Annotated in this window: 18 protein-coding genes; 7 read left to right on the top strand and 11 right to left on the bottom strand. The window is 59.7% G+C overall.

Annotated elements, in window-relative coordinates:
* The first annotated feature begins 296 nt into the window (after positions 1–296).
* Positions 297–1655: an MFS transporter gene (locus QP828_RS05060; RefSeq protein ID WP_274733950.1), complete on the top strand. Its 1359-nt coding sequence runs from the start codon at positions 297–299 to the stop codon at positions 1653–1655.
* A gap of 153 nt (positions 1656–1808) precedes the next feature.
* On the opposite strand, the gene QP828_RS05055 is transcribed toward QP828_RS05060, so the two are convergent.
* The 8 genes from QP828_RS05055 to QP828_RS05020 form a co-directional block, all read right to left on the bottom strand.
* Positions 1809–2015: a hypothetical protein gene (locus QP828_RS05055; RefSeq protein WP_274733949.1), complete on the bottom strand. Its 207-nt coding sequence runs from the start codon at positions 2013–2015 to the stop codon at positions 1809–1811.
* A gap of 440 nt (positions 2016–2455) precedes the next feature.
* Positions 2456–2941, bottom strand: a complete 486-nt coding sequence (locus QP828_RS05050) for a hypothetical protein (RefSeq protein WP_274733948.1) — start codon at positions 2939–2941, stop codon at positions 2456–2458.
* Entirely contained in the window at positions 2931–3389 is a 459-nt protein-coding gene (locus QP828_RS05045) for a flavodoxin (protein WP_274733947.1), read from the bottom strand. The genes QP828_RS05050 and QP828_RS05045 overlap by 11 nt, the downstream gene beginning before the upstream one ends.
* A gap of 44 nt (positions 3390–3433) precedes the next feature.
* Positions 3434–4243: a DeoR/GlpR family DNA-binding transcription regulator gene (locus QP828_RS05040; RefSeq protein WP_274733945.1), complete on the bottom strand. Its 810-nt coding sequence runs from the start codon at positions 4241–4243 to the stop codon at positions 3434–3436.
* A gap of 299 nt (positions 4244–4542) precedes the next feature.
* Positions 4543–5637, bottom strand: coding sequence for a 4-hydroxythreonine-4-phosphate dehydrogenase PdxA (pdxA, locus tag QP828_RS05035; protein WP_274733944.1), 1095 nt, complete (start codon positions 5635–5637; stop codon positions 4543–4545).
* Positions 5634–7022 carry a four-carbon acid sugar kinase family protein gene (locus tag QP828_RS05030; protein ID WP_274733942.1) on the bottom strand — a complete coding sequence of 463 codons (1389 nt, stop codon included), beginning with the start codon at positions 7020–7022 and terminating at the stop codon, positions 5634–5636. Before QP828_RS05030 ends, pdxA begins: the two co-directional genes overlap by 4 nt.
* A 2-nt stretch (positions 7023–7024) precedes the next feature.
* Positions 7025–8314, bottom strand: a complete 1290-nt coding sequence (locus QP828_RS05025; RefSeq protein ID WP_274733941.1) for an MFS transporter — start codon at positions 8312–8314, stop codon at positions 7025–7027.
* Between the two features lie 400 nt (positions 8315–8714).
* Positions 8715–9179, bottom strand: a complete 465-nt coding sequence (locus QP828_RS05020; protein WP_274733940.1) for an NAD(P)-dependent oxidoreductase — start codon at positions 9177–9179, stop codon at positions 8715–8717.
* A gap of 279 nt (positions 9180–9458) precedes the next feature.
* On the opposite strand from QP828_RS05020, the gene QP828_RS05015 reads away from it, so the two are divergent.
* The 3 genes from QP828_RS05015 (at position 9459) to ppdK (ending at position 14653) form a co-directional block, all read left to right on the top strand.
* On the top strand, positions 9459–10151 hold the full coding sequence (locus tag QP828_RS05015; RefSeq protein WP_274733939.1) for a sugar O-acetyltransferase: 693 nt from the start codon (positions 9459–9461) through the stop codon (positions 10149–10151).
* A gap of 32 nt (positions 10152–10183) precedes the next feature.
* Entirely contained in the window at positions 10184–11812 is a 1629-nt protein-coding gene (locus tag QP828_RS05010; RefSeq protein WP_274733937.1) for a formate--tetrahydrofolate ligase, read from the top strand.
* 105 nt (positions 11813–11917) lie between these two features.
* On the top strand, positions 11918–14653 hold the full coding sequence (ppdK, locus tag QP828_RS05005; protein ID WP_274733936.1) for a pyruvate, phosphate dikinase: 2736 nt from the start codon (positions 11918–11920) through the stop codon (positions 14651–14653).
* Between the two features lie 147 nt (positions 14654–14800).
* On the opposite strand, the gene QP828_RS05000 is transcribed toward ppdK, so the two are convergent.
* Entirely contained in the window at positions 14801–15172 is a 372-nt protein-coding gene (locus tag QP828_RS05000) for a hypothetical protein (RefSeq protein WP_274733934.1), read from the bottom strand.
* 449 nt (positions 15173–15621) lie between these two features.
* Between QP828_RS05000 and QP828_RS04995 the strand changes: the two genes are divergently transcribed.
* Complete coding sequence (locus QP828_RS04995; RefSeq protein ID WP_274733932.1) at positions 15622–16665, top strand: hypothetical protein; 1044 nt, start codon at positions 15622–15624, stop codon at positions 16663–16665.
* Here the strand turns inward: QP828_RS04995 and QP828_RS04990 are convergent.
* The gene (locus tag QP828_RS04990; protein ID WP_274733930.1) at positions 16583–17287 is read right to left on the bottom strand and encodes a hypothetical protein; all 705 of its coding nucleotides are present in this window, start codon (positions 17285–17287) and stop codon (positions 16583–16585) included. The two genes, QP828_RS04995 and QP828_RS04990, sit on opposite strands and share 83 nt — an antisense overlap.
* An 868-nt stretch (positions 17288–18155) precedes the next feature.
* On the opposite strand from QP828_RS04990, the gene QP828_RS04985 reads away from it, so the two are divergent.
* Positions 18156–19007: an aldo/keto reductase gene (locus tag QP828_RS04985; RefSeq protein WP_274733928.1), complete on the top strand. Its 852-nt coding sequence runs from the start codon at positions 18156–18158 to the stop codon at positions 19005–19007.
* Between the two features lie 261 nt (positions 19008–19268).
* A complete protein-coding gene (gene fucO, locus QP828_RS04980) occupies positions 19269–20420 on the top strand; it encodes a lactaldehyde reductase (RefSeq protein WP_126135936.1) in 1152 nt (383 codons plus the stop codon).
* Positions 20421–20574: 154 nt separating this feature from the next.
* On the opposite strand, the gene QP828_RS04975 is transcribed toward fucO, so the two are convergent.
* A complete protein-coding gene (locus QP828_RS04975) occupies positions 20575–21996 on the bottom strand; it encodes an MFS transporter (protein ID WP_284891311.1) in 1422 nt (473 codons plus the stop codon).
* Between the last annotated feature and the right edge of the window lie 263 nt (positions 21997–22259).

The raw sequence follows: 22259 nt of genomic DNA, 5'->3' as shown, positions 1-22259 counted from the left end.
CCGCCCCGCCATTCGCTACACGGATTTTTGAGTATTACTTCCGGTAATTACGGACTAGTCTACTCGTCTGATGGTATGAAGAGAGGACGTGTAATTCACCCGCAGTGAGGCGGTTTTAATCACCATGCTCTCAGTACGCTAGCTGATGGACGTAAGGGAACGTCCACGATTTACCGCATAAAACGGATGCAATGCAGCGCCGTTGCGCGAAAGGATAACCAATGACGGACCCACACACGACACCAGGTGCTACGCCGGCATCGTCGCCAGAGAGTGGTCTTGCATCGAATGTAGCTATGAAGGTCTCGGGCGAGAAAGTGAACGTAGAAAAATCAGCCAAGAAAGCCGCAAAATCTGGTTTTTGGGGCGCTCTTGCCGAATACTATGACTTTGGCCTGTACGGAACCGCATCCGCGGTTATCTTCCCTACCGTTTTCTTCGGTGGTGGGGATAATCCGACCTTAGCGAATGTCGCTTCGCTTGCCTCGTTCGGTGTTGCGTATCTCGCTCGGCCTCTCGGAGCTATCGTGCTCGGTCACCTCGGTGATACCTGGGGGAGAAAGAAGACGCTCCTCCTCACTCTCGGGTTAATGGGATTTGCAACTCTCGTTATTGGATTCTTGCCGTCCTATGACTCGATTGGCCCTACTGCGGGCATTATTTTGATTGCTATGCGGCTTATTCAGGGATTCTCCGCGGGCGGCGAGCAAGCCGGATCGACAGCGATGACGTCAGAGCTGGCACCGCCAGAGAAACGTGGCCGTCTCGTTGCTTTCACCATGCACGGACTTCTTATCGGCCAGCTTCTTGGTATTGCCGCTTTTATTCCCGTGTCAGGGAATGAGTCCTTCCTTCTCGATTGGGGGTGGCGGATCCCTTACTTCATTGCTATTCCGCTGGTGCTCTACGCGTTGTGGGTGCGGACGAAGGCAGATGAACCGCGCGATGTTTACGAGGCACTCGCCCGCCAACAGGGTAAAACCACGCAGCACTCGGTGGAAAAGACTTCCGGAAAAAATAAGGGGAGCCTCGGCGACCTCTTCAAGAATCACTGGCAGCAAGTCATTCGCGTTATGGCGATGGGCCAGTTCGCAATCACCGGCGTTTTGCTCACGAATTACATGCTCAACTACGGCACCACCTACTGGGGTTGGGAGCGCTCGACCTTGCTGACTCTGGCCACCGTGTCGATGGTTATTGGTGTTCCGGTTCAGCCACTGTGGGCAGCGCTCTCGGATAAGATCGGCCGCCGGCCGGTGTACCTTATTTCGATGTTCAGCCTCGTGGCACTGTTCCCGGTTATCTTCTGGGCAATTCAGATCAAGAGCGTGCCGCTGCTGGTTATTTTGCTCTTCATTATCGGGCTGGTATCCACCGGCGGAAACGTTGTTCAGGCGCCGATGTATAGCGAGATGTTCCCGACTCGCCTGCGAATGACAGGCTATGCCGTTTCCACTCAGCTGGGCAATATCATCGTGGGCTTCACCCCGATGATCGCGGCCATTATCGTGCGGCCGGGTAGCTTCGGTTGGTGGCCGGTACTAACCTTCACCACCATTATGATGGGCCTTGGCATTCTGGCGTGCCTATCCACGCCAGAAACCATGGGCAAGGTTATTACCGACGACCTTGAACAGGAAGTAGCGGGAGCATAAATTAACGCGATGTTACGGAACAGGCACCGCCGCGCTGGGTGAAACCGGGACGGCGGTGCCCTCTTCTCGTTTATGATCCGTATTGTGGCAGCATACGGTTTCCGTGCCGCGCCACATTAAGAACGACGATGCCGCGCCTGCCGTCCCGCACACCTAGCGGTTCTTGGCGTATTCTTCGTGTGCCGCATACCCGGCCAGGAGCGCGCTTTCGGGAATCATCTTGAGAACCGGGCCCATGAGGAAGTCGGCTTTGCTGTCTCTCGTTTTACCTGAGCCGGCTGGCGATAAATCACATTCCACTGTGGAATTTTCGGATTCTTCGGCTTTCGCGGTCGGTTGAGCTGCAACTGCCTTACACATCTTCTTGCGAAGTTTGGTGTCAACAGTGAACGAATCTTCGTATACCTCGGTCAGTCGGGTATCTTTCCCTCCGGCGGAGAAGCTGAGTATTGCAGTGTCATCTTTCTCGAAGGTAACCGTCTACGAAAACCCTTCGGGGTCAGGTACCCCAAGCTGAGACACCGTGACAGTGCCGGTACATTTTGCTATCTGTTCTGGCAAGGCTTGCCCTTGCGAGGAGCAGGAACTCAATGTCGGGGCAATACCGATACTCACGAGTGCGGCACCACTGCGTGTGAAAGTGGAGAAGCTAACCATAGGATTCTCTTTTCTCTATCTTGAGAAGCTGGGGTGGCATGGGCGTGCGAGAAGTTGGCGCACTCTAGGTAAATCACCGCTATCCAATGTGGAGCGTAGCTGATTGAAGAATCTCTCGTGAAGAGAATGATGAAGCGGTTCCTCTAGCGGTTCTCGGCGTACTGCTCATATGCCTCATTCGCGGCCCACAGGCGTTCTTGGGTGACCATGAGCATGACCGGCTCCATGAGCGAAGTTGCTTCCTCATCGTTGGTGTGCCCGGAGCCAGCCGGCCCCAGATCCCAGCTGACGGTCGCCCCGCCCGGCAGGGGTTCTGCTTCTTTCGTCATCGCAGCCCGCATGCACATCTCTCGCCGCAGTTGCGCATCGACCGGGAAAGATTCCCGATACACCTCGGTCAGGCCCGTGCCACCTCCAGGAACGTTATACGTCAAGGTGGCGGTGTCGCCCTCCGCAAACTCAACCGTCCAGGAAACCCCGTAGGGCCCGGGGAGGTTGAGCTGGGAGAGCGTAACGGTTCCGGTGCATGCCGCCAGTTCATCCGGGGAAGGTTGACCCAGCGAACAGGCGGCAAGAGTGCCGAGCGTACCGCTCAGTGCAATAACTGCGCTCGGGACTCTAGCGCGCATCGGCCCAGGCGCGGATTTCTTCGTCGCTGAGGCCGTCGTGGAAACGCAGTCCGTTCGTCCACGCGATCTGCGGGAAAGCGGAGCGTAGGTAGTCCTCGGCTTCGTCCATCGGTGAGCTTCCGGAGGTGCAGAAGGGGTGTACCCGTGCGTTTCCTAGCTCATGCGAGCTCACGAAGCTATCCACGACTTTCGGCGGGATACCCCACCAGATCGGAAAACCGAGGAATACTTCCGTGGCGCCTCCCAGCTCGACAGGTTCAGCAAGGCCGGGAGCTGCGATTTTACCGTGCTGTTCCAGATTTGCCCGGCTGTCCTCGACCCGCCAATCCAAATCCTCATTCGTGTAGGGCTGCGCAGCGGCTATCCGTACCGCTTCGCCGCCGACGATACCTTGCAAGCGTTCTGCTGCTTTTTCAGTAGTACCAGTCTCGGAAAAGTAAATGATCATCGTTCCTCCTGCCATTCACCGTTGTGACATGAGCCATTTAAAATCTACACCTTGGCGAGCAGAATCTCCTCAGCACCCGAGCGCTGCAAGCGGCGCAGCATCTCGGCATCTGCGTCGGTATCAGTAATTAGCGTCCAGCGTTTAGGAAAAGGTGACCAGTATGGATAAGGGCGATTATGCAGTTTCGCCGCGTCTGCCATTACGTAGACCTGGGAAGCATGTGCCATCATCTGGGTTTTGAGCCGCGCCTGCTCGTAGCTGAGAGATCCGATGCCGCGTTCCGGGGAGATCTGTACCGCGCCCATAAAGGCATAATTGCCGTGCATAGATTCGAGCATTTTTTCTGCATCGACGCCGGTAATTGAGTCGTGTGCAATATCGAGGGTTCCACCGAGCACCACTACCGTCACTTTATCCTGGAGTGCCAGGGCGTTAATCGGGCGAATCCCGTTGGTAATCACGGTGATGCGGCGCGTGTTATCGAGGGCAAAGGAAAGCTGCTCGGCGGTGGTTCCCGCATCTAGGATCACGAGGGAATCATCAGCGATAAGAGCCGCGGCCCGCTTCGCAATTGCTTTTTTACGGGCCAAATTCGTGGGGGTAATCCCGCCCAGGTGAAGAAATTCCGGGTGAGCAGAGACCGCACCGCCGTAAGTACGGGATAGCTCCCCACTGGTTTCTAGTTCACTCAAATCCCGACGGATGGTCGCGAGGGAAACACCGAAATGCCGGGCGAGTTCTTCATTGCGCAGCGGTGCATCTCCCCCGGCTAGCAGTTCTAAAATCCGGGCGCGGCGCTTGACTACTTTGCGGTTCTGTGCGCGGCGGGCGCGCGGTTCTTCCGTTGCGGTCATCGGTGTTCTCTCACCTCGTGGCTAGCTGCATGACTCTCAGATTATGTTGGGTTTAGCGGATTTCTGTGTCCTATAAATCTGAGTGATATCGCTCATCTTAGCCCGCGGTGACACTGACGTTAAGGACGCATGGCCCGGAATATTCGCGGGTCTGCTCACGCAAATGCGGCGTCGCGCCCATACGGACCAGAGAGGGCCGCGTCCCACCTGAGTGGAAACGCGGTCCTCTCGAATTGTGCGTGGCTATCATTCACCGCGCGACCGGTACTAGCCACGTAGTGGAATCAGCACGCACCGTTTTAGGCCCGCGCGGCCCGGCGCGCTTCGCCGTCGAGTTTACGCAACGCAAATTCCGCGCATACCCGGGTAGCTTCCACCATAGAACCGGTGTTGGCGATGCCCTTGCCGGCGATATCGTAAGCTGTGCCGTGATCCACGGAGGAACGCATAAACGGCAGCCCGAGGGTCAGGGTGATGGCTTTCTCGAAGTCGAGGGTCTTGCAGGCAATATGGCCCTGATCGTGGTAGAGAGAAAGGATGGCGTCGTGGCGCCCGTCCAGCGAGAAAGCGAAAATCGAGTCGCCAGGGAAAGGGCCGCGGGCACGAATGCCCTCGGCGCGGGCGGCAGCCACTGCCGGCTCTAACTCCTCAATTTCCTCACGGCCAAACATCCCATTGTCGCCGTTATGCGGGTTGAGCCCCGCCACCGCGATGGAAGGATTATCGAAACCGATGCGCTCGAATTCCTCGTGGATATTCCGCAGGAAATCAAGCACGTGCTCTTTGGTTACGAAATTCACCGCATCACGTAGAGACACGTGCCGCGATAGGAAAAACACCCGCAGCTTATGCACGTGGAACATCGTGAGCGCGTACTTGGAGTGGGTGAGATTCTGGAAAATCTCAGTCTGCCCCGGGTATCGCACCCCGGCTTCCATCATCCCTTCCTTATGGGTCGGGGCGGTAGACACCGCGTGCAGTCTCCCCTGGTTCCCCAGCTCAATCGCCTTTTCCAAATAGGAATAAGCCTGTAGCTGGGCTTCGCGTTGAATCTTTCCGAACTTGATATCGGCATCAGAATGCACTCCGGTATCGAGGAGGTCCACGATACCGAACTCAAACTTCGCTTCTTCCGGCTCAGAGATCTCGTTGATCACCAGTTTCTTACCGGCCATCTTCGCGGCGCGTTCCAAAGCCTTGCGATTACCAATCACGAAGGGACGAGCGCATTCGTATACGCTGGGATCGCAGACGGTTCCCACCACAATTTCCGGGCCAACGCCGGCCGGATCCCCTAGGGTAATTGCGGTAACGGGCCGGCGATCCTTGCGGGCCTGGTCGGCCAGAGCGCGCGCGTGCTCGCTGGGCTCAACGGTGTGTGCTGCGGATGTCATGAAACGGTCCTTTCATCAAAGAGTCGGTTGACGATACGAAGTGCGGTGTGTTCAGTTCCGGTGAGTCCGCCTTTACCCACCAGGGGAAGGCCATTGAAGGGACCTCCCACAATTCTGCCCTGATCTGATTGCGGAATCACATAATCTTCCAGTGCGATACCGCTTGCTTCGATAGCGTGGCAGGTATTGACAAGCGTGTCGCCTCCTGTGGCATACATGCCTGCTAGCTGATTACCGAGCATGTCCATGACATCGCGGGCAACTTCGCCCAGGTGTTGCGCCAGATTGCGCGAGCCTTGGCCGGCTGGCAAGTTCTTCGCCACTTCAATCCGGTTGATATCGACGACGGTACCGCTCAGCGTGGTATCGAGGGTAATAATGATAACCCGCACCTGTCCGGGTTCCCCATTGCCTGCTGTGGCGTCGTCGAGAATCCTTCGTGCCTGTGCCACAGCCTCTGCCCGCGCCTGGGAGTATTCGTGCCCACCTCCAATAAAAGGGTCATGAGGGAGAGTGATGGTATGCGTGCCGGGCACCTCCTGCATGTATTCCAGCTGCTGGCGAGTAGTCGCGGTTGCGGATCCCGCCACGATCACCACCGTGCCGTGATCATTTTCCTGAGACTTGGTGCGTAGTGGCGCTTTGGGGCTTTTCTCTTCGGTCCGGATCCCTTGGGCCACAGCGTATTCCGTGGTAAATAACCCCGGATCCACGCAGAGCACCTTCCAGCCGAGCTGGCTGACCACCGCGGCAATATCAGCAACATCTTCGCTCGATACTGAATCGCAGAGGATATTACGTACGCCACGATCATAGGATTTTTGCATGGCGGCGCGGATAGCGTCGCGCCCTTCCACCACGGTATTCATGCAGATAAGGTCGACGGCATCACGTAGTTGCCCGGCCAATAACTTGGGAAGGTACGACTCCTTGACCGGGCTGAGAATATCGTTGGCCACGCCGGTGCGAGCTAGAAGCAGCGAATCGATAAGTGAATATCCGGCCACCACAATGCGCTTCGAGGGGGGCATGGCCGGCACGATAATAGCCATGTAATCCTCGCCCAGCACATCACGCATGGCGTCAATTTCGTAACCGATACCGCCACGCATCGTAGTATCAGTGCGCTTAGAGAATATCGTTGCCCCGCGTGCCACCAGATCGCGGGTTGCATTACGTACCCGGGAGGCAGCTTCCTCAGGTGGGAGCCTGCGGGAATCGGTGGAAACAAGCAATGCGTCAACGTCGTCGTAACTTAAGTTCGACGTGTCGCTGAGGCTGACAATATTCTTGACCCCGCGTGCCGCCAGTAGTGCTCCCGTGGTGGTAGCGCCCGTGAGGTCGTCGGCTACCACGCCGGAGAGAATTTTCCTTTCGGCACTCATAATTAAGCTTCTTCCTTTCCAACACTCGCCGCCTGCGGCTTCGGCTCACGCAGCGTCAGCAGAATAACGAAGGCGAGCAGCAGAACGACGACGAAGTAAGAGAAGGCCACGTTATAGCTACCGGTAGCATCAAGCAGCATACCCACGATAAGCGGGGCAAAGAATCCGCCCAGGTTGCCACCGGAGTTAATAATCGAAATTGCGAAGGGGTAGGTTTTTTCGGTGGAATGGTTCATCGCGTAGGCGGTGAACATCGGCCAGCCCAGATTGAGACAGAAACCTGTAAGGATCAGTGCGAGTGCCACCACGTACATGTTATTGGGAACCATGAGGACCACGGCGAACATAATCGCTGTGAACAAAGCGGTCAGCAGCATAGTTGGCTTGCGTCGGCCCGCGAAGATACGGTCAGAAACCCAACCTCCGGTGAGGGCGCCAATAATACCGCCCAGCGCCGGGCAGGCAGCTACCCAGCCCATGGCGAAGACATCATAACCGCGCGCATCCACCAGGTAGGTGGGAATCCAAGTCAGCATGCCATAAAGCACGTTGTTCATGAAGAAGTACGCGAGGGTGTCACCCCAGATATCCCAGGAGCGCATAACATCGCCGTTGGTCTCCAGACGCTTGACCTTCCGGTAACGGATCAGCTTATCGACCTTGGGCATCCACGATGCTTCCTTGCGGTTGGTCTGGGTGATCACTTCTTCGGAGGCAATGTGGGCGAGCTCGGCCTTGTTGACGTGGGAAGACTGGCGGGGATAAGAACGCACAAAAATATGCCAAACGATGGCCATAATCGCACCCGGAATTGCGAAGACCCAGAACACATGCTGCCAGCCCATATTGTGGGCGAGGACCACCACGATAGGCGGAACCAGCATCGGTGCCAACTGGGTGGAAGCGATATAGATACCGGTGGCAGTGCCTTTCTCCCGTTTCGGGAACCAGTTATTAATAGTGGAGGTCATTCCTACCGGAGTGGGGCCTTCGGTCAGACCCAGAAGCAGACGCAGCACGATCAGGCCGATGGCCGTGGTGGTAAAGCCCATGAGGAAGGTAACGAGGGAGAAACATAGCACCGCGAACGTCACCATATTACGGGTCCCGAATTTGCCCATGATGAGACCGGCTGGGATCTGTGAAATCGCGTAACCGAGGAAGAACATAGAAGCGATGAGACCCTGCTGGGAATTGGTCATGTGGAAGTCTTCTTTGATGAAGGGCAGCAGGGTGCCGATATTAGAACGATCGGCCATACAAATAACGTAAGTGACGAAAATAATCGCCATGACTACCCAGCGATATCGAGTGGGCCGCTAGGCCATCTGCGGGGACGTAATCATGAAAAACTCCTGGAACACCGCGCGGGGTGCCGCGATCGCTTCCTTGCATCGCGAGTGGTACGGGCCTGCCGAACACGCTACCGAGAGTGTCGTGCCCCTGGTCGGGGCGGGCGTGGCACTCACAGATATTCGGAGGGCGCGCCTCCGCGCTCACCTATCGGAACATATATTTCGTTCGAAATATACGGATAGATTAGCTGAGGTGAGCGAACCACGCAATAGAATGTGCATAATATGCTCGAAACGTGCAAAAAGGGCCGCTCCCGGATTCCCAGGCGCGGCCCTTATTCGTGTTTGCGGAGATGTGCTCTCTGCGGTGCGTTCCTCGCTCCGATTTCTCTACGCTCTATTTCTCACCCACCACGAGATGCTTGCGGATATGGGCAGTCAGCGGGCCGCGCTCGAGTTCGTCAATCACGCCCGCAGCCAGATCTGCGGAAGTAATCTCCGGGGAGATGTACGTCCACTTGGCGATGTGGGCACCCTCCAAAGCCGCCGGGACTTTCGCATCTCCGCTATCGAGCGCGATGAGCCGGGTCGGCAGCCCGGAAACCAACTCAATGAGGTGGTGTGCGGCGCGCTCGGGGAAGTCCTCCCCGGCATCTGCGCTGGGTGTGAAGGCATCTACCATGGCATCGAAGCCGGCAATATCCCCGCGTTCAATATCGAAAACATCGCGGCGTAGCGAGACCGGGGCCTCCGTTTCGTTTTCCGAGCGCGTCACGGCGATAACTTCGTGCCCGCGCGAAACTGCTTCCTGAGTGAGGAGCTTTCCGGCCGCGCCATTAGCTCCAATAATTGCAATGCGCATGATTCATCCTTTCTGATGTGGGGGCCGGCTGAGCGGCCCGCTGCTGGTGAGGTCTTATCAAGGCTGCTGCGGTGACGGGGCGCCTTGCCGCGTGGCGGAGTATTTCTCCAAGCGGTTCGGAGCCCGCCGCGTTGCGAGATGGCAGCATGCCAGCTGGGCCACGATGTCCAGCCGGCCACCGCCGGGGTAGAAAACCTGGGAAACGCACCACCGCATCCCTTCCGAAGGGCGAACAAGAGTTCACCATAGATGGTAGCCCAGATATGCCAGAATGAACCTATGACCGAATCGAATCAGCCCGTTCCGGAATCGTCGCCCGCGCCCGTCCAGCGCACCGCGCCGCAGCCCTCGCCCACCTGGGAGCGCATGGTCGCCGGGAAAATGTATATCGCCGACGATCCTTACCTAGCCCACGTCCGCCGCGAGGGCCTCACTGTCCAGCACGAGCTGAATGCCACCAACCCTTCCGATAACGAAACGATCCGCACCATCGCCGCCCGTTTCTTCGGTTCTTTCGACCCCAGCGCCACCGTGGTTCCGCCCGTCCACTGCGATTACGGCGCCAATGTTCACATCGGCCCGGAGGTCTTTATCAACTCCGGTGCGATTCTCCTCGACGTCGCCCCCATTACCCTGGGCCGCCGTGTCCTCATCGGCCCGCGCGTCACTATCACCACCGCCCGGCACCCGGTTCCTCCGCGCGTTCGCGCCGAAACCGACCTGGAATTCGGCACCGCCATCACCATTGGAGATAACGTGTGGATCGGTGCCTCCGCCACCATCGGCCCGGGCGTGACCATCGGTGAAAATTCGATTGTGGGCGCCGGCGCCGTCGTTATGCGTGATGTCCCCGCCAACTGCATTGTGGTTGGGGTTCCGGCCCGCGTGCTGCGTTATTTTAACGACGACGACGAATCCCGCGGCCAAGCGCTCCGCGCCGCCTATGAAGAAGAGATGGGTCCGCTTGCCTAGGGGATCGGGCAGAGCGGTATAAACTACAGCGTATGTCTATTGATCTTCCCCTTGTTGATACGGCGCTGGCGGCCGGGGTGCCCGCCGATGCCGTTATCCCCTTCGGTCGGGACCGGGCGAAGATCGATTACCGCTGGGTTGAAAAGGTCGGTGCGCAGCCCGGCCGCCTCGTGCTCGTGACTGCCATGTCACCCACCCCTGCCGGGGAGGGGAAAACCACCACCTCCATTGGCCTGGCGGATGGCCTGCGCTACCTGGGTAAACGCGCGGTTCTGGCGCTGCGTGAACCTTCGCTCGGCCCGGTTTTCGGGCTCAAAGGCGGGGCGATCGGCGGGGGCCGAGCCACCCTCACTCCGGCCGCCTCCATTAACCTGCACTTCAACGGGGATTTCGCTGCGATTGCTGCCGCCCATAACCTCCTAGCCGCTATGGCGGATAACGCGGTCTATTTCGACACCCACGATATTGACCCGGCTACGGTCAGCGTGCGCCGCGTTATCGATATGAATGACCGGGCCCTGCGGGCTATCCTCCTCAGCCCCAGCGGGCGCCTCGATAGCGCCGGCCCGGGCGCGGGCACCCGTTCCAATCCCGGTGCGCACGCCACCCGCGCCACCGGCTTCGATATTGTTCCCGCCAGTGAAGTTATGGCAGCTTTCTGCTTGGCATCCTCTTTTGCGGATCTGCGCGAGCGCCTCAACGCCATGGAAGTGGCCCGCACCCGGGCTGGCGTACCCGTCACCGCGGCGGATCTGGGTGCCACCGGTGCCATGCTTGCCCTTCTGACCGAAGCGTTCTGCCCGAACCTTGTTGCCACCCGGGAAGGCACCCCCGCGCTCGTGCATGGCGGGCCCTTCGCCAATATTGCGCACGGTTGCAATTCTGTGATGGCCACCCGCGCCGCGCTCGCGATGGGGGAGATCGCGGTAACGGAAGCCGGCTTCGGGGCTGATCTGGGGGCCGAAAAATTTATTGACATTATGTGCCGTACCTCCGGGCTGCGCCCCGACGCGGCCGTTTTTGTGGTCACCTTGCGCGCCCTGCGCTACCACGGGGGTATCGCCAATGCCGCCCGGCATATTCATAATTTGCAGGCGGTGTGGGGGCAGTCCGTCGTCGTCGCCCTTAATCGTTTTGATACGGATACCGAAGCAGATATCGAAAAAGTGCGTACGCAATTCGAAGAATTGGGTGTGCCGGTGGCCGTCTCTGAGCATTTCGCGCGCGGCGGGGAAGGCGCGGCGCCCCTGGCCGAAGCGGTTCTGGCCGCGCTCGAAACGCCGTCCCGCACCCGTTTCACGTACTCGGATAGCGCGAGCCTCAGCGAGAAAATCACGGCGGTGGTGCGGCGCGTCTACGGGGGAGCGAGCGTCACCTTCGCGCAAGAAGCGCGTGAGCAGCTACGTGAGCTGGAAGAACGCGGCTACGGCAGCTATCCCGTCTGCATCGCGAAAACTCCGGCCTCCTTCACCACCGACCCGAAACGCCTGGGCGCTCCCAGCGATTTTGACGTGCCGGTACGCGATGTACATCTCTCCGCGGGGGGCCGTTTCGTTGTGGTCATGGCGGGGAGCGTCATGCTCATGCCGGGCCTGCCCAAAGAACCATCCGCGCTGGCCATTGACGTGGACGCCGCCGGAAACGTGCGCGGCATTCACTAAAAATTCCTCTCGATCACGCCGCCCCGAAGTGTTACCCTGGACATGTGAGCGGCGAAGGGGCCGCTCCGCGCACTTATGCGCGTGTGAACCCTCACGGAGGACGATATGACCAAGTTCGTATACGCATTTACCGAGGGCAACAAGGACATGAAGGACCTTCTCGGCGGCAAGGGAGCCAACCTGGCGGAGATGGTCCACATGGATTTGCCTGTCCCACCCGGTTTCACCATCACCACCGAAGCCTGCCGCTACTACCTGAGTAACGGGCAGGAACCCGAGGAACTCGAAGCGGAGGTGACGCGCCACCTGGAAGCCGTGGAAGAGCAGATGGGCAAGAAACTTGGCGATCCGGAGGATCCGCTGCTGCTCTCGGTGCGTTCAGGCGCGAAGTTCTCCATGCCGGGGATGATGGAAACCGTGCTCAATATTGGCCTCAATGACCAGTCCGTCAAGGGCCTCGCGGCGCAATCCGGCAACGAACGTTTCGCCTGGGATTCTTACCGGCGCCTCATCCAAATGTTCGCCCGCACCGTACTCGATATTGATGGAGATCTTTTCTCCGACGCCCTGCACGCCCTGCAAAAGGCGAAAGGCTACAGTGGCGATCTTGATATGACGACGGCGGACCTGCAAGAGCTGGTCGAACAATTCAAGGGAATCGTGCGGCGCGCCAGCGGGTATCCCTTCCCGCAGAACCCGCGCCGGCAAATGAACCTCGCGATCACCGCGGTATTCCGTTCTTGGAACACCGAGCGTGCTCGGATCTACCGCCGGCGCGAACATATCCCGGATGACCTGGGCACCGCCGTCAATATTTGCACGATGGTGTTCGGCAATATGGGGGAGAAATCCGGCACCGGGGTGGCGTTCACCCGCGATCCTTCCACCGGACACTCCGGGGTATACGGTGATTACCTTGTCAATGCCCAGGGGGAGGACGTGGTGGCCGGCATCCGCAACACCCTTTCCCTCAAGGACCTCGAGCAGCTGGATCCGGCTTCCTACACCGAGCTCATGGACATCATGAAGCGCCTGGAAAACCACTACCGGGACCTGTGCGATATTGAGTTCACCATCCAGGAAGGCAAACTGTGGATGCTACAAACCCGCGTGGGTAAGCGCACCGCCGCCGCGGCCTTCCGAGTGGCTACCCAGCTGGTAGATGAGGGCCTTATTAGCGCGGAAGAAGCGATCACCCGTACGACCGGTGAACAGCTCACCTCGCTACTCTTCCCGCAATTCCAGCGCGATGCCCAGCGCACCCTCATCACGAAGGCCATGGCGGCCTCCCCGGGCGCGGCCGTGGGTGAAGTGGTCTTTAGTAACGAGCAGGCCCAGGCGCGCGCCGCCGAAGGTGCCAAGGTGATCCTGGTGCGCCGCGAAACCAACCCGGATGACCTGCCCGGCATGGTGGTGGCCGCCGGCGTGCTAACCGCGCGCGGCGGGAAAACCTCACATGCTGCGGTGGTGGCCCGCGGGATGGGCCGTACCTGCGTGGTGGGCGCGGAGGATCTCCTCGTGGAAGAAAAGGCCGGCACGGTCTTCATCAAGTCCACCGGGCAAACACTGCGCGCCGGGGATGTTATTTCCATTGACGGCACCACCGGGGAAGTGTTCTTCGGGGCTGTCCCGGTGGAAGATTCCCCGGTCATGATCTACGTATCCCAGGGCCTGGAGGCCGCGCTGGAGGCCGCCGGTGATGATAAGGACACCTGCGAATTGGTGCGTTCCGTGGATCGCATCCTCACCCAGGCGGATAAGTCTGCGCGCATGCACGTGCGGGCCAATGCGGATAATCCGGAAGACGCCGCGCGCGCTCGCGAATTCGGGGCGCAGGGCGTGGGCCTATGCCGCACCGAGCATATGTTCCTGGGTGAGCGGCGCGAGCTTATCGAGCACGTTATCCTCGCGGCTACCCCGGAATTGCAGGCCGCCGCGCTCGGGGCGCTTATGCCGCTGCAACGCGGGGACTTCGAGGGTATTTTCGAGGCGATGGACGGACTGCCGGTGGTGGTGCGCCTCATTGACCCGCCGCTGCACGAATTCCTCCCGGATATGACCAAGCTGGCGGTTGAGGTCGCCACGATGGAGGCGCGCGGCCAGCAGGTTCCCGAACACACCCGCACGCTACTGCGGGCGGCAACTGAACGCCACGAAGACAACCCCATGCTGGGCCTGCGCGGGGTGCGTCTGTCCATCCAGATCCCCGGCTTCGTGGATCTGCAGGTGCGGGCGGTGGCCGAGGCGGCGGTGGCCTGCCGCAAGCGCGGGTTGGATCCGCATCCGGAAATCATGATCCCGCTGATTGGCTCGGAGAAGGAATTCCGCCTGGTGGCGGACCGGGCCCGCAAGATCATTGCCGAGGCGGAACGCGAATCTGGCTACGACCTCGATATCGCGATCGGCAATATGATCGAGCTGCCGCGCGCGGCCATTATCGCGGAGAAGATCGCCGAGGATTCCGAATTCTTCTCCTTCGGCACCAATGATTTGACCCAGACCACGTGGGGCTTCTCGCGGGACGACGTCGAACACGAATTCATCCCGACCTATATGGCGGAAGGAATCTTCGACACCTCGCCTTTCGAGACCATCGACCGCGAAGGTGTGGGCGAGCTGGTGCGCATGGGTACCGAGCGCGGGCGGAAGGGTAATCCGAATCTCACCGTGGGTATCTGCGGTGAGCACGGCGGGGATCCCGCTTCGGTGCACTTCTTCGATTCCGTCGGTTTGGATTACGTGTCCTGCTCGCCGTTCCGGGTACCGGTGGCACGCCTGGAAGCCGGGCGCGCGGCCGTCATGGCCAAAGGGCATGAGTCCGGAGCCGGGGCGACGGCGTAGCAGCGGAACCGTAAGCTAGCTGCGCAAACGCTAGCTAAACGCGGCTCGCGCTGCACGGTGGCCGGGCGGGAACGGAGCTCTGCACGGAGCTGGTTCCCGCCCGGCCGCTTGGCGTGCGGGTAGAAGAAGGTGCAGTTAATGCGGAACTTAGGCTGTTTGCAGAATCTTGGAAATGCGTCCGGGTGAAAGCTCCATAATCTCTGCAACTTCACGGACGGTCATCCCTGAAGATCGCAAGCTGGTAGCGGCTTCTCGCGTAGCTTGCGATGCCCGTGACTGAAGTTCGTGAGCTTGCCGGGATAGTTTTTTAGCCTGAGCAATAGTTTCGGCGGTGGAGCCAACATCTATGACTAAATCGAACCCGTGGTTTTCAACATTAAGAAGATTGAGCGCATCCGCGACAATCTCGCTAATTTCATTGAGCCTGCGGGCTTGAGAATGGTAAATTTCACCGTTTACGGTAAGTTCGAGCCCCCACCACCCGTGGTCGCGAAAGGCTCTCACATGCGTTTTGCTCATAGTCCTAGTCCTTTCCTGAATTTACGGATTGTGCCCTTTGCGGTTTCCTCTGGAATGTCGCGGTGCCGCCCCACGATGTCGCTTACATCGCCGATGGTAACGCGTGTGTGTCGAGTTCCTTCGGTGGTTATAAGCGTGTGGCCGCTCTGTTTCGCGATTTTCTTGAGCTCGTTCAAGAGGTGGGCCCGTTTCATAGCAGGTAGTTTACCCCTGTAAACATAACGTGTCTACGGGGGTAAACGGAGTAGCTTTTCTCTTCGGCTCTTACCGTAGTTGTGACACATGGCAAGTTTGCTGCTCTTGGTTTAGTTCGCAAGGTGTACGTGGGCTTCTTCCACGCGGGCGTCGTCGTGCAATAAAGCGCGGTGCAGTCAATTCTCAGGTATCTCGCCTAGGATAGGCTTGAGTTGGCAGGTTCGTGCGGCAAACAGTATCGGAGATGGTATCTCGTGGGCGTTTTCTCATTACGTGGCGGGCAATTTCATCGCGCGGCGCCTCCTGCCGATCTGCCGGAAGAAACCCGTACCGCGGTTGCGGAAGCACTGCGCGCCCAGATTTCTGATTTCCTGGATTTCCCGGCCTTCCAGGTAGCGTGGACGCGCCCGGAAGGGGAGCGCGGCACCGCTTCATTGGTTGCCTTGGATGCCACCGGGAACATTATTAGCGTGGATATTATTGATGTTCTCGACGGCGCAGCGCTCCTCGCGGCCCTCGCCCGTTCCGCGCAGCACGCCACTCTGGACCGCCGCGAAATTACCCGGCTTTTCCCGGGCGGGCCCCACGATTTTTCCTCCGCCTGGCAGGAGTTCACCGCGGTCAATCCGCCCATCCCGGAACCGGCCCCGCGCCTGAGCATTTTTGCTTTCGCCATCGAGCCGGATACCTATGATGCCGTGCGCGCTCTGGCCGGAGCCGGAGTGCAGGTCTGGCAGGTGACCATCCTGGAGCGGGCCACCGGGATTTTGCTTTCTGTGGATGAAATTCGCCTCCAGCGCGCTACCGCGCTCGGGCCCGCTGTCGGGGTGCCGCTTCTGGATGTGGCGCCGGAAGCGGAGGCGAGCGAAGCGGCTGAAGCGGAGGCAACCGAAAAGACCGCCGCGGTTGAAGTAACCGAGGAGCTTGAGGCGAAACCCGAACCTGCGGTAAAGGTAACCGAAACACCGGCAGCTGCCGAGCGGCCGCGGCGCCGGGGGAGCCGCGCTGCCCAGCCGGGTACCGAGAGCACGGCACGCAGCCGCAATATTTGGCAGGAAATCCGCGGCCGCCGGGCTGCGCATACCTTCGCTGCGACCGCTACATCCGGGAGGAGCTCAGCGCACCGTGCCTCCCACAGCTCAACGGCAAGCCCCGCGCATACGGCCGCAGAAGGCTCCGCGCACACAGCTGCAGAAAGCCCCGCGCACCGCGCCGCTAATCCCGCCCTTCACGAGGGCTCTCAGCGGAGTGATTATCAGGCTGCTCCGCGGCGTCGGGCTCGGCGCGCGGCGGAATAAAGTTAACGCGGTGCGGCCGGAATTCGAAGCCACCCGGCTTTACCGTGATAATCGGACTGGTGTCCTCTGGTAAGCCAAGCTGCTTGCGGCGCTCCGCCGCCCTGAGCCGAGCTTTCTCCTGCCGCTCTATGCGCAGTTCTATAGCTATGTCCTCAAGCGCTTTCTTGGCTGCCAGCGTGGCTTCTTTTTCCTCCGCTATGGTCACGCCTGTTTTCCATTGCCGTATCCCGATCACCTCAATGATCGCGACCGCGGTAGCCACGCCACCACAGATGAGTGCTTGGCGAGAGTCCAGCGTCAGCACCAGCGTGACAAGAAAATAGACCCCTGCGAAGAATGCAATCCGGCTCAGCGGGGCAATCCATCCTCCCGGGCTCGGGTGGTGCCAGCGACGTTGATGCCAGCGGTCGATGTGCGTTGAAAGGAATTCAACAGCCACGGTGCTGAGCACAACAATGAGCAGCAGCGCGAAAAAGTTCACCTGATGAGGGAGGAACAACCGGCTCAGCGCCAGCGTAATCACAATACCTATTGCGGTCAGCGTGCCCGCGATGAGATGCCCGCTCCATGACTGGCGGAAAGGCACTGGTGTCCAATCCGGATCCGGAGATACGCGAACCATAGTTATCCCTTCAATCGAGGCATGTACAAAGTGTACGTGGTTGGTCGGGGTCAAGCAGTTGTGAAAAGTCAGGGACTGTAACATATGTGAATGTGATGGTCGTGGCTTCATGTTGATCATCGCCAAGACAGGTGGTCGGTCACTAACATCGCCAGGCGTGTTCGTAAGATGAAACGACACCCCAAGCACGGGCTTAGCGATGCCGACCCAGGCACCGTGCCTCCCGCCACTTGCCTCGCCGCCCGGCGCGCTGGCGGGGAGGGTGTGTTTTTCCGGGATGTACTTCGCATGTACGACAAGCGCAGTACAGTTATGAAAACAGATCCCCCTCCCTAGGGGCCGGTGTGACTATTGAAGTTCGTGAGGCCTATGAGGATCCCGTGAGGAGGCCGCCGCGTATGCCCGAAATCAAAATGCAACCGCAGCTACATTAAGAAATTGTTTTGATGTCGTGGGGTTGCTTTTTGTGGGACCCACTGTCGTGGGGTTACATTCTGAAGAGCTGCCCGTCGAGATGTTGCTTTTTGTGGGGCGCACTGTCGTGGGGTTGCTTTTTGTGGGGGCCTCCTGCCGGGAGGGCGCATCCTGGGGGCTCCGCTGTTGATGCGTCGCTTTTTATGGGTATCACCGCTCACATCGTCCACGCTTGTCCACGCGAGCGAGTGATTGCGATGGGGCTGACAGCTTTTCGCGGTTTCAATATTCCTGACGCACTTTTTGCAGTCCAGTTGCAGTCCAGGCGATCTCGGCGCACTGAAAGGCCTGGCGCGGGCACGGCATCCGTGGCACCCTGGAATGGAAAGCGCCCGCGGTCTGGACTTGCGGCGGCGGGCTCGGGGAAGCAAGCAGGAAACGAAAAGGAAACCCCATGCGAAACATCACCTTGGCCAATGGCGATACCGTGTCAGCCCTCGGGCTGGGCACCTGGTTCCTCGGTGATGACCGAGCGTGCCGGCAGGAAGAAATTGCGGCCTTGCGCTGCGGAATCGAGGGCGGCGCCCGGCTCATCGACACCGCGGAAATGTACGGCAGCGGGCGCTCCGAAGAGCTCGTGGGCGAAGCAATCACACCTTTCCCGCGCGAATCGCTCTACCTCATCACCAAAGTGCTCCCCTCCAACGCATCCCGGCGGCGCATGGAAGGCGCGCTGGATGCCAGCCTGGCGCGGCTGGGAACCGAGTACGTGGATATGTACCTCTATCACTGGCGCGGTGGCACCCCGCTGGCCGAAACCGTGGCGGAGCTGGAGCGCCTGCGCGAGAACGGGAAAATCCGCAGCTGGGGCGTCTCCAATTTCGACGTCGAAGATATGGAGGAGCTGGCCGCGCTGCCCGGCGGCGCGAATTGCCAGGCTAATGAGGTGCTCTACCACCTCGGCTCGCGCGGAATTGAAGTGGAATTGCGCGGCCTCATGGAGCGGCTCGGCGTGGCGCTCATCGCCTACTGCCCGCTCGCCCAAGCCGGGACTTTGCGCAACGGCCTGGTCACCAATCCGGTGGTCACCGAGGTAGCCCGCGACCTGGGCGTGAGTCCCTTCCAGGTGCTACTGGCCTGGGTGCTAGCGCAGAGCCCGACCATCGCGATTCCGCGCACCGGGAAGCTCGCCCATATGCGGGAAAACCTGGAGGCCGCGCGGATCGAGTTGAGCGTCGAGCAGCTGGCGCGCCTAGATGGCGCTTTCCCGGCTCCGCACCGCCGGGTTCCGCTCGATGTGGAATAGGTTTCGCAAGGTAGGTACGACGGCGCCGCGGCGCGCCCGCGCGCCGCGGGGACGCGGCGTCGTCGTGCTTCCTACGCACATTACCGTAGCTTCTCAGTTACCCCGCGCCGTAACCAATCTGGCGGGAAAATGTCGCCGCGCCTCCGGGCGCTCTCTCCTTGTCGGGCCTTACGTCATAAGGCGGGGGTCAAAAAAATGGAACAATGTTCCATGTCAGGAAAGTGGCGCAGTTGCTACGAATATTCGACATAAGGAGTTGTCATGGTTAATCGCATGATCCTCAACCAAACCTCGTACTTCGGGCGCGGTGCGCTCGACCAGCTGGTCCCCGAGCTGCATCGGCGCGGCTTCAAGAAAGTCCTCATCATCACCGACAAGGGTGTGCGCCAGGCCGGGACCGTGGACCTAGTCACGAAACGTTTGGATGAGGCCGATTTTGCTTACGAGATTTTCGACGACGTCGTTCCGAACCCGCCCGTCGAAAACGTGAAGGCCGGCGTGCAGGCGCTCAAGGATTCCGGTGCAGATGTGCTCATCGGCCTGGGTGGCGGTTCCCCGCAGGACACCGCGAAGGCCATCGGCATTATCGGTGCGAACCCCGAATTCGCTGACGTTCTCTCCCTCGAGGGCGTGGCGGATACCAAGAACCCCTCCGTGCCGATTATTGGCATTCCCACCACCGCCGGTACCGCTTCGGAAACCACCATTAACTACGTGATTACCGATACGGAGAAGCACCGCAAGTTTGTGTGCGTGGACGAACACGATATTCCCGTCCTCGCCATCGTGGATCCGGACCTCATGGACGGCATGCCCCGTTCCCTCAAGGTAGCGACCGGGCTCGACGCTCTGACCCACGCCATCGAGGGCTACATCACCCCGGGCGCCTGGGAGCTTTCGGATGCGGTCCACCTCAAGGCTATCCAGATGATCGCGAAGAACCTGCGCAAGGCTGCCGATGGCGATACCGACGCCGTTGAGCAGATGGGTTACGCCTCCTACATCGCGGGCATGGGCTATTCCAACGTGGGCCTGGGCCTCGTGCACGGCATGGCGCACCCGCTCGGTGGGCGTTACGACGCACCGCACGGCGTGGCCAACGGCATCCTGCTGCCGGCCGTTATGAAGTTCAACGCGGAGTACACCGGTGAAAAGTACCGCGATATCGCGCATGCCTTCGGCATGAAGGATTCGTACGACGTCGCGCTAGAAGAAGCGCGCACCTACGCGGTGGACGCGGTCAAGCAGCTGGTCGAGGACCTGGGTAACCCCACCACGATCTCCGCGGTGGGCGTGGATGAATCTGGTCTCGATGCCCTGGCCGAGGATGCCTTCAACGATGTGTGCACCCCGGGCAACCCCCGCAAGGCCACCAAGGAAGAAATCCGCGCGCTCTACGCCTCCCTCCTCTAAAAGCTGAGGTGCTCGCTGTCTGGCGTATTACCCGCAGCCGAGCATGAGTGCACGAAATTGGCGGCCGGCACCTGATTGTTCAGATGCCGGCCGCTTTTGTAGTGGGCCCGCGGCGCGCGGGGTGTACAGCTGCCAGGTAGCTGCGTCGTCGTTATTAATCTGTGCGCATCTTCAAGACGCACGCGCACAGTAGAGCGATCCCGGCGATGCCGGCGGAAAGAGCCAGTGCCCCGCGGTAGCCATCCCACGTTCCGACGAGGGGCGCCACCAGGCCAATACCTAGGCTTGCGCCCACGCCAAAAGCTGCGCCGTTGAGACCGGGGAGCGAGCCGGGTGCTTCGGGTGGGGCCAGGATGACGCCGAGCCCGTTGACAGTTGTGAGGATCATGCCGTTATAGGTGATTCCAAGAATCGCAATGAGGGTGAAAACAACCCATTGGTGATCGAGGAAGAACCAGATCCCGCCAATTGTGCATAGCGAAATAAGGAGTCCGGTGCGCAGAACGGTGAGCCAGCCGATTTTTCCCGCCAGCCACCCGGAAAGTGGGGCAGCGGCCAGTCCGATAAGCGCGGGCGGTGTGAGATAGAGGAGTGCAGCGCGGCCAGCCTCTAGCCCGTAGCCCGCGTCGGGATTCTGGGCGAAAAGCGCGACCGTGAAATTAATGACCGCGAAAACTGATGCGAGAGATAGAAGTGTTGTAGCAATAAGCGGCCAACAGTGGCGTGATGCCAGCTGGCGCAGGGCGAAAAGCGGCGAGGGAACCCGACGCTCAACCATGCAAAAAGCGCTGAAAAATAGCGCGGCCACACCGAAAAGTGGGAGGGTAGCCGTGGTGAACCACCCGCGGGTGCCGCCAACATTGACGTAGTAGGTGAGGAAAATAAGGCTGAGGGAGAGGAGTCCGCCGCCCCACCAATCCATTTTTCCGCTGGCGGCAGGCCGCTCCTGCGTCGTGAGTAGTCGAACTGTCAGGATAATTGCCACTGAGGTGAGACCCGCAATAACGAAGAAAATAGCCTGGAAACCGAAGTGGTCGGTGAGGATCCCGCCAAACCATCCGTCTAGGCCGCCCACGCCGCCGTTAGCGGCGCTAATAATACCGAGCATGGTGCCTAGAATCGCGGGAGAGACCGATTCGCTCAGGATCATATATGCGAGTTGGAAGACCGCACCGGAAACACCTTGAAGGACACGTCCGGTCACGAAAATAGGGAAGTTCGGGGCGAGTGCACATACCAGTGTTCCCACCAGCAAGATCGCAAGAACCGCGAGTAGCATGCGGGCGCGGCCAAGGAAATCGCTCCAGCGGGTAAGAAGAATCCCGGCGACCGCCCCGGCGAGGAAGAAGAGGCTTGAAACCAGAGCAAGCGTTCCCTCGCTCACCGCAAAACTTCGCCCGATATCCGGGAGCGCTGGGGTGACCATCGTGGTGTTGAGCTGGTAGGACAGCACGGTAATCACCAGGGTGACAAGGAGCCCGAACTGTCCGCCGCGAGGAAGTCCAGTACTACTGTGTGGGAACCTGGCATCGTGGGAGCATAGCTTCGCGTCGTTTTGTATGTGCGTGCTTGTCACGGCAGGTTCTTTATGTTCACTCACTTCTCTATTATCGACGACGCCGTGGCTTCCTGCGTGCTCGCCCGGTGTGAAGCGGCGCGTAAGAGTGGCTGGGTGGTGTCGGGTTAGTGGGGTGTGGTGGGTGTCTCGTTGGTGTGGTTTGTGTTTTGGGTGGTGGGCTTGTAAGCTTGTTATCCGTCGCCAAGGCCCGGGAAACCGGTAAGCGGTGACAGGATCCCTTGAGAGTGGCGTGGTTCACTGGGGCTGGGTTTGAAATCCTG

Source organism: Actinotignum sanguinis, assembly GCF_030230305.1.
GTDB lineage: Bacteria > Actinomycetota > Actinomycetes > Actinomycetales > Actinomycetaceae > Actinotignum > Actinotignum sanguinis.
This window is presented reverse-complemented; position numbering and strand designations above follow the sequence as displayed.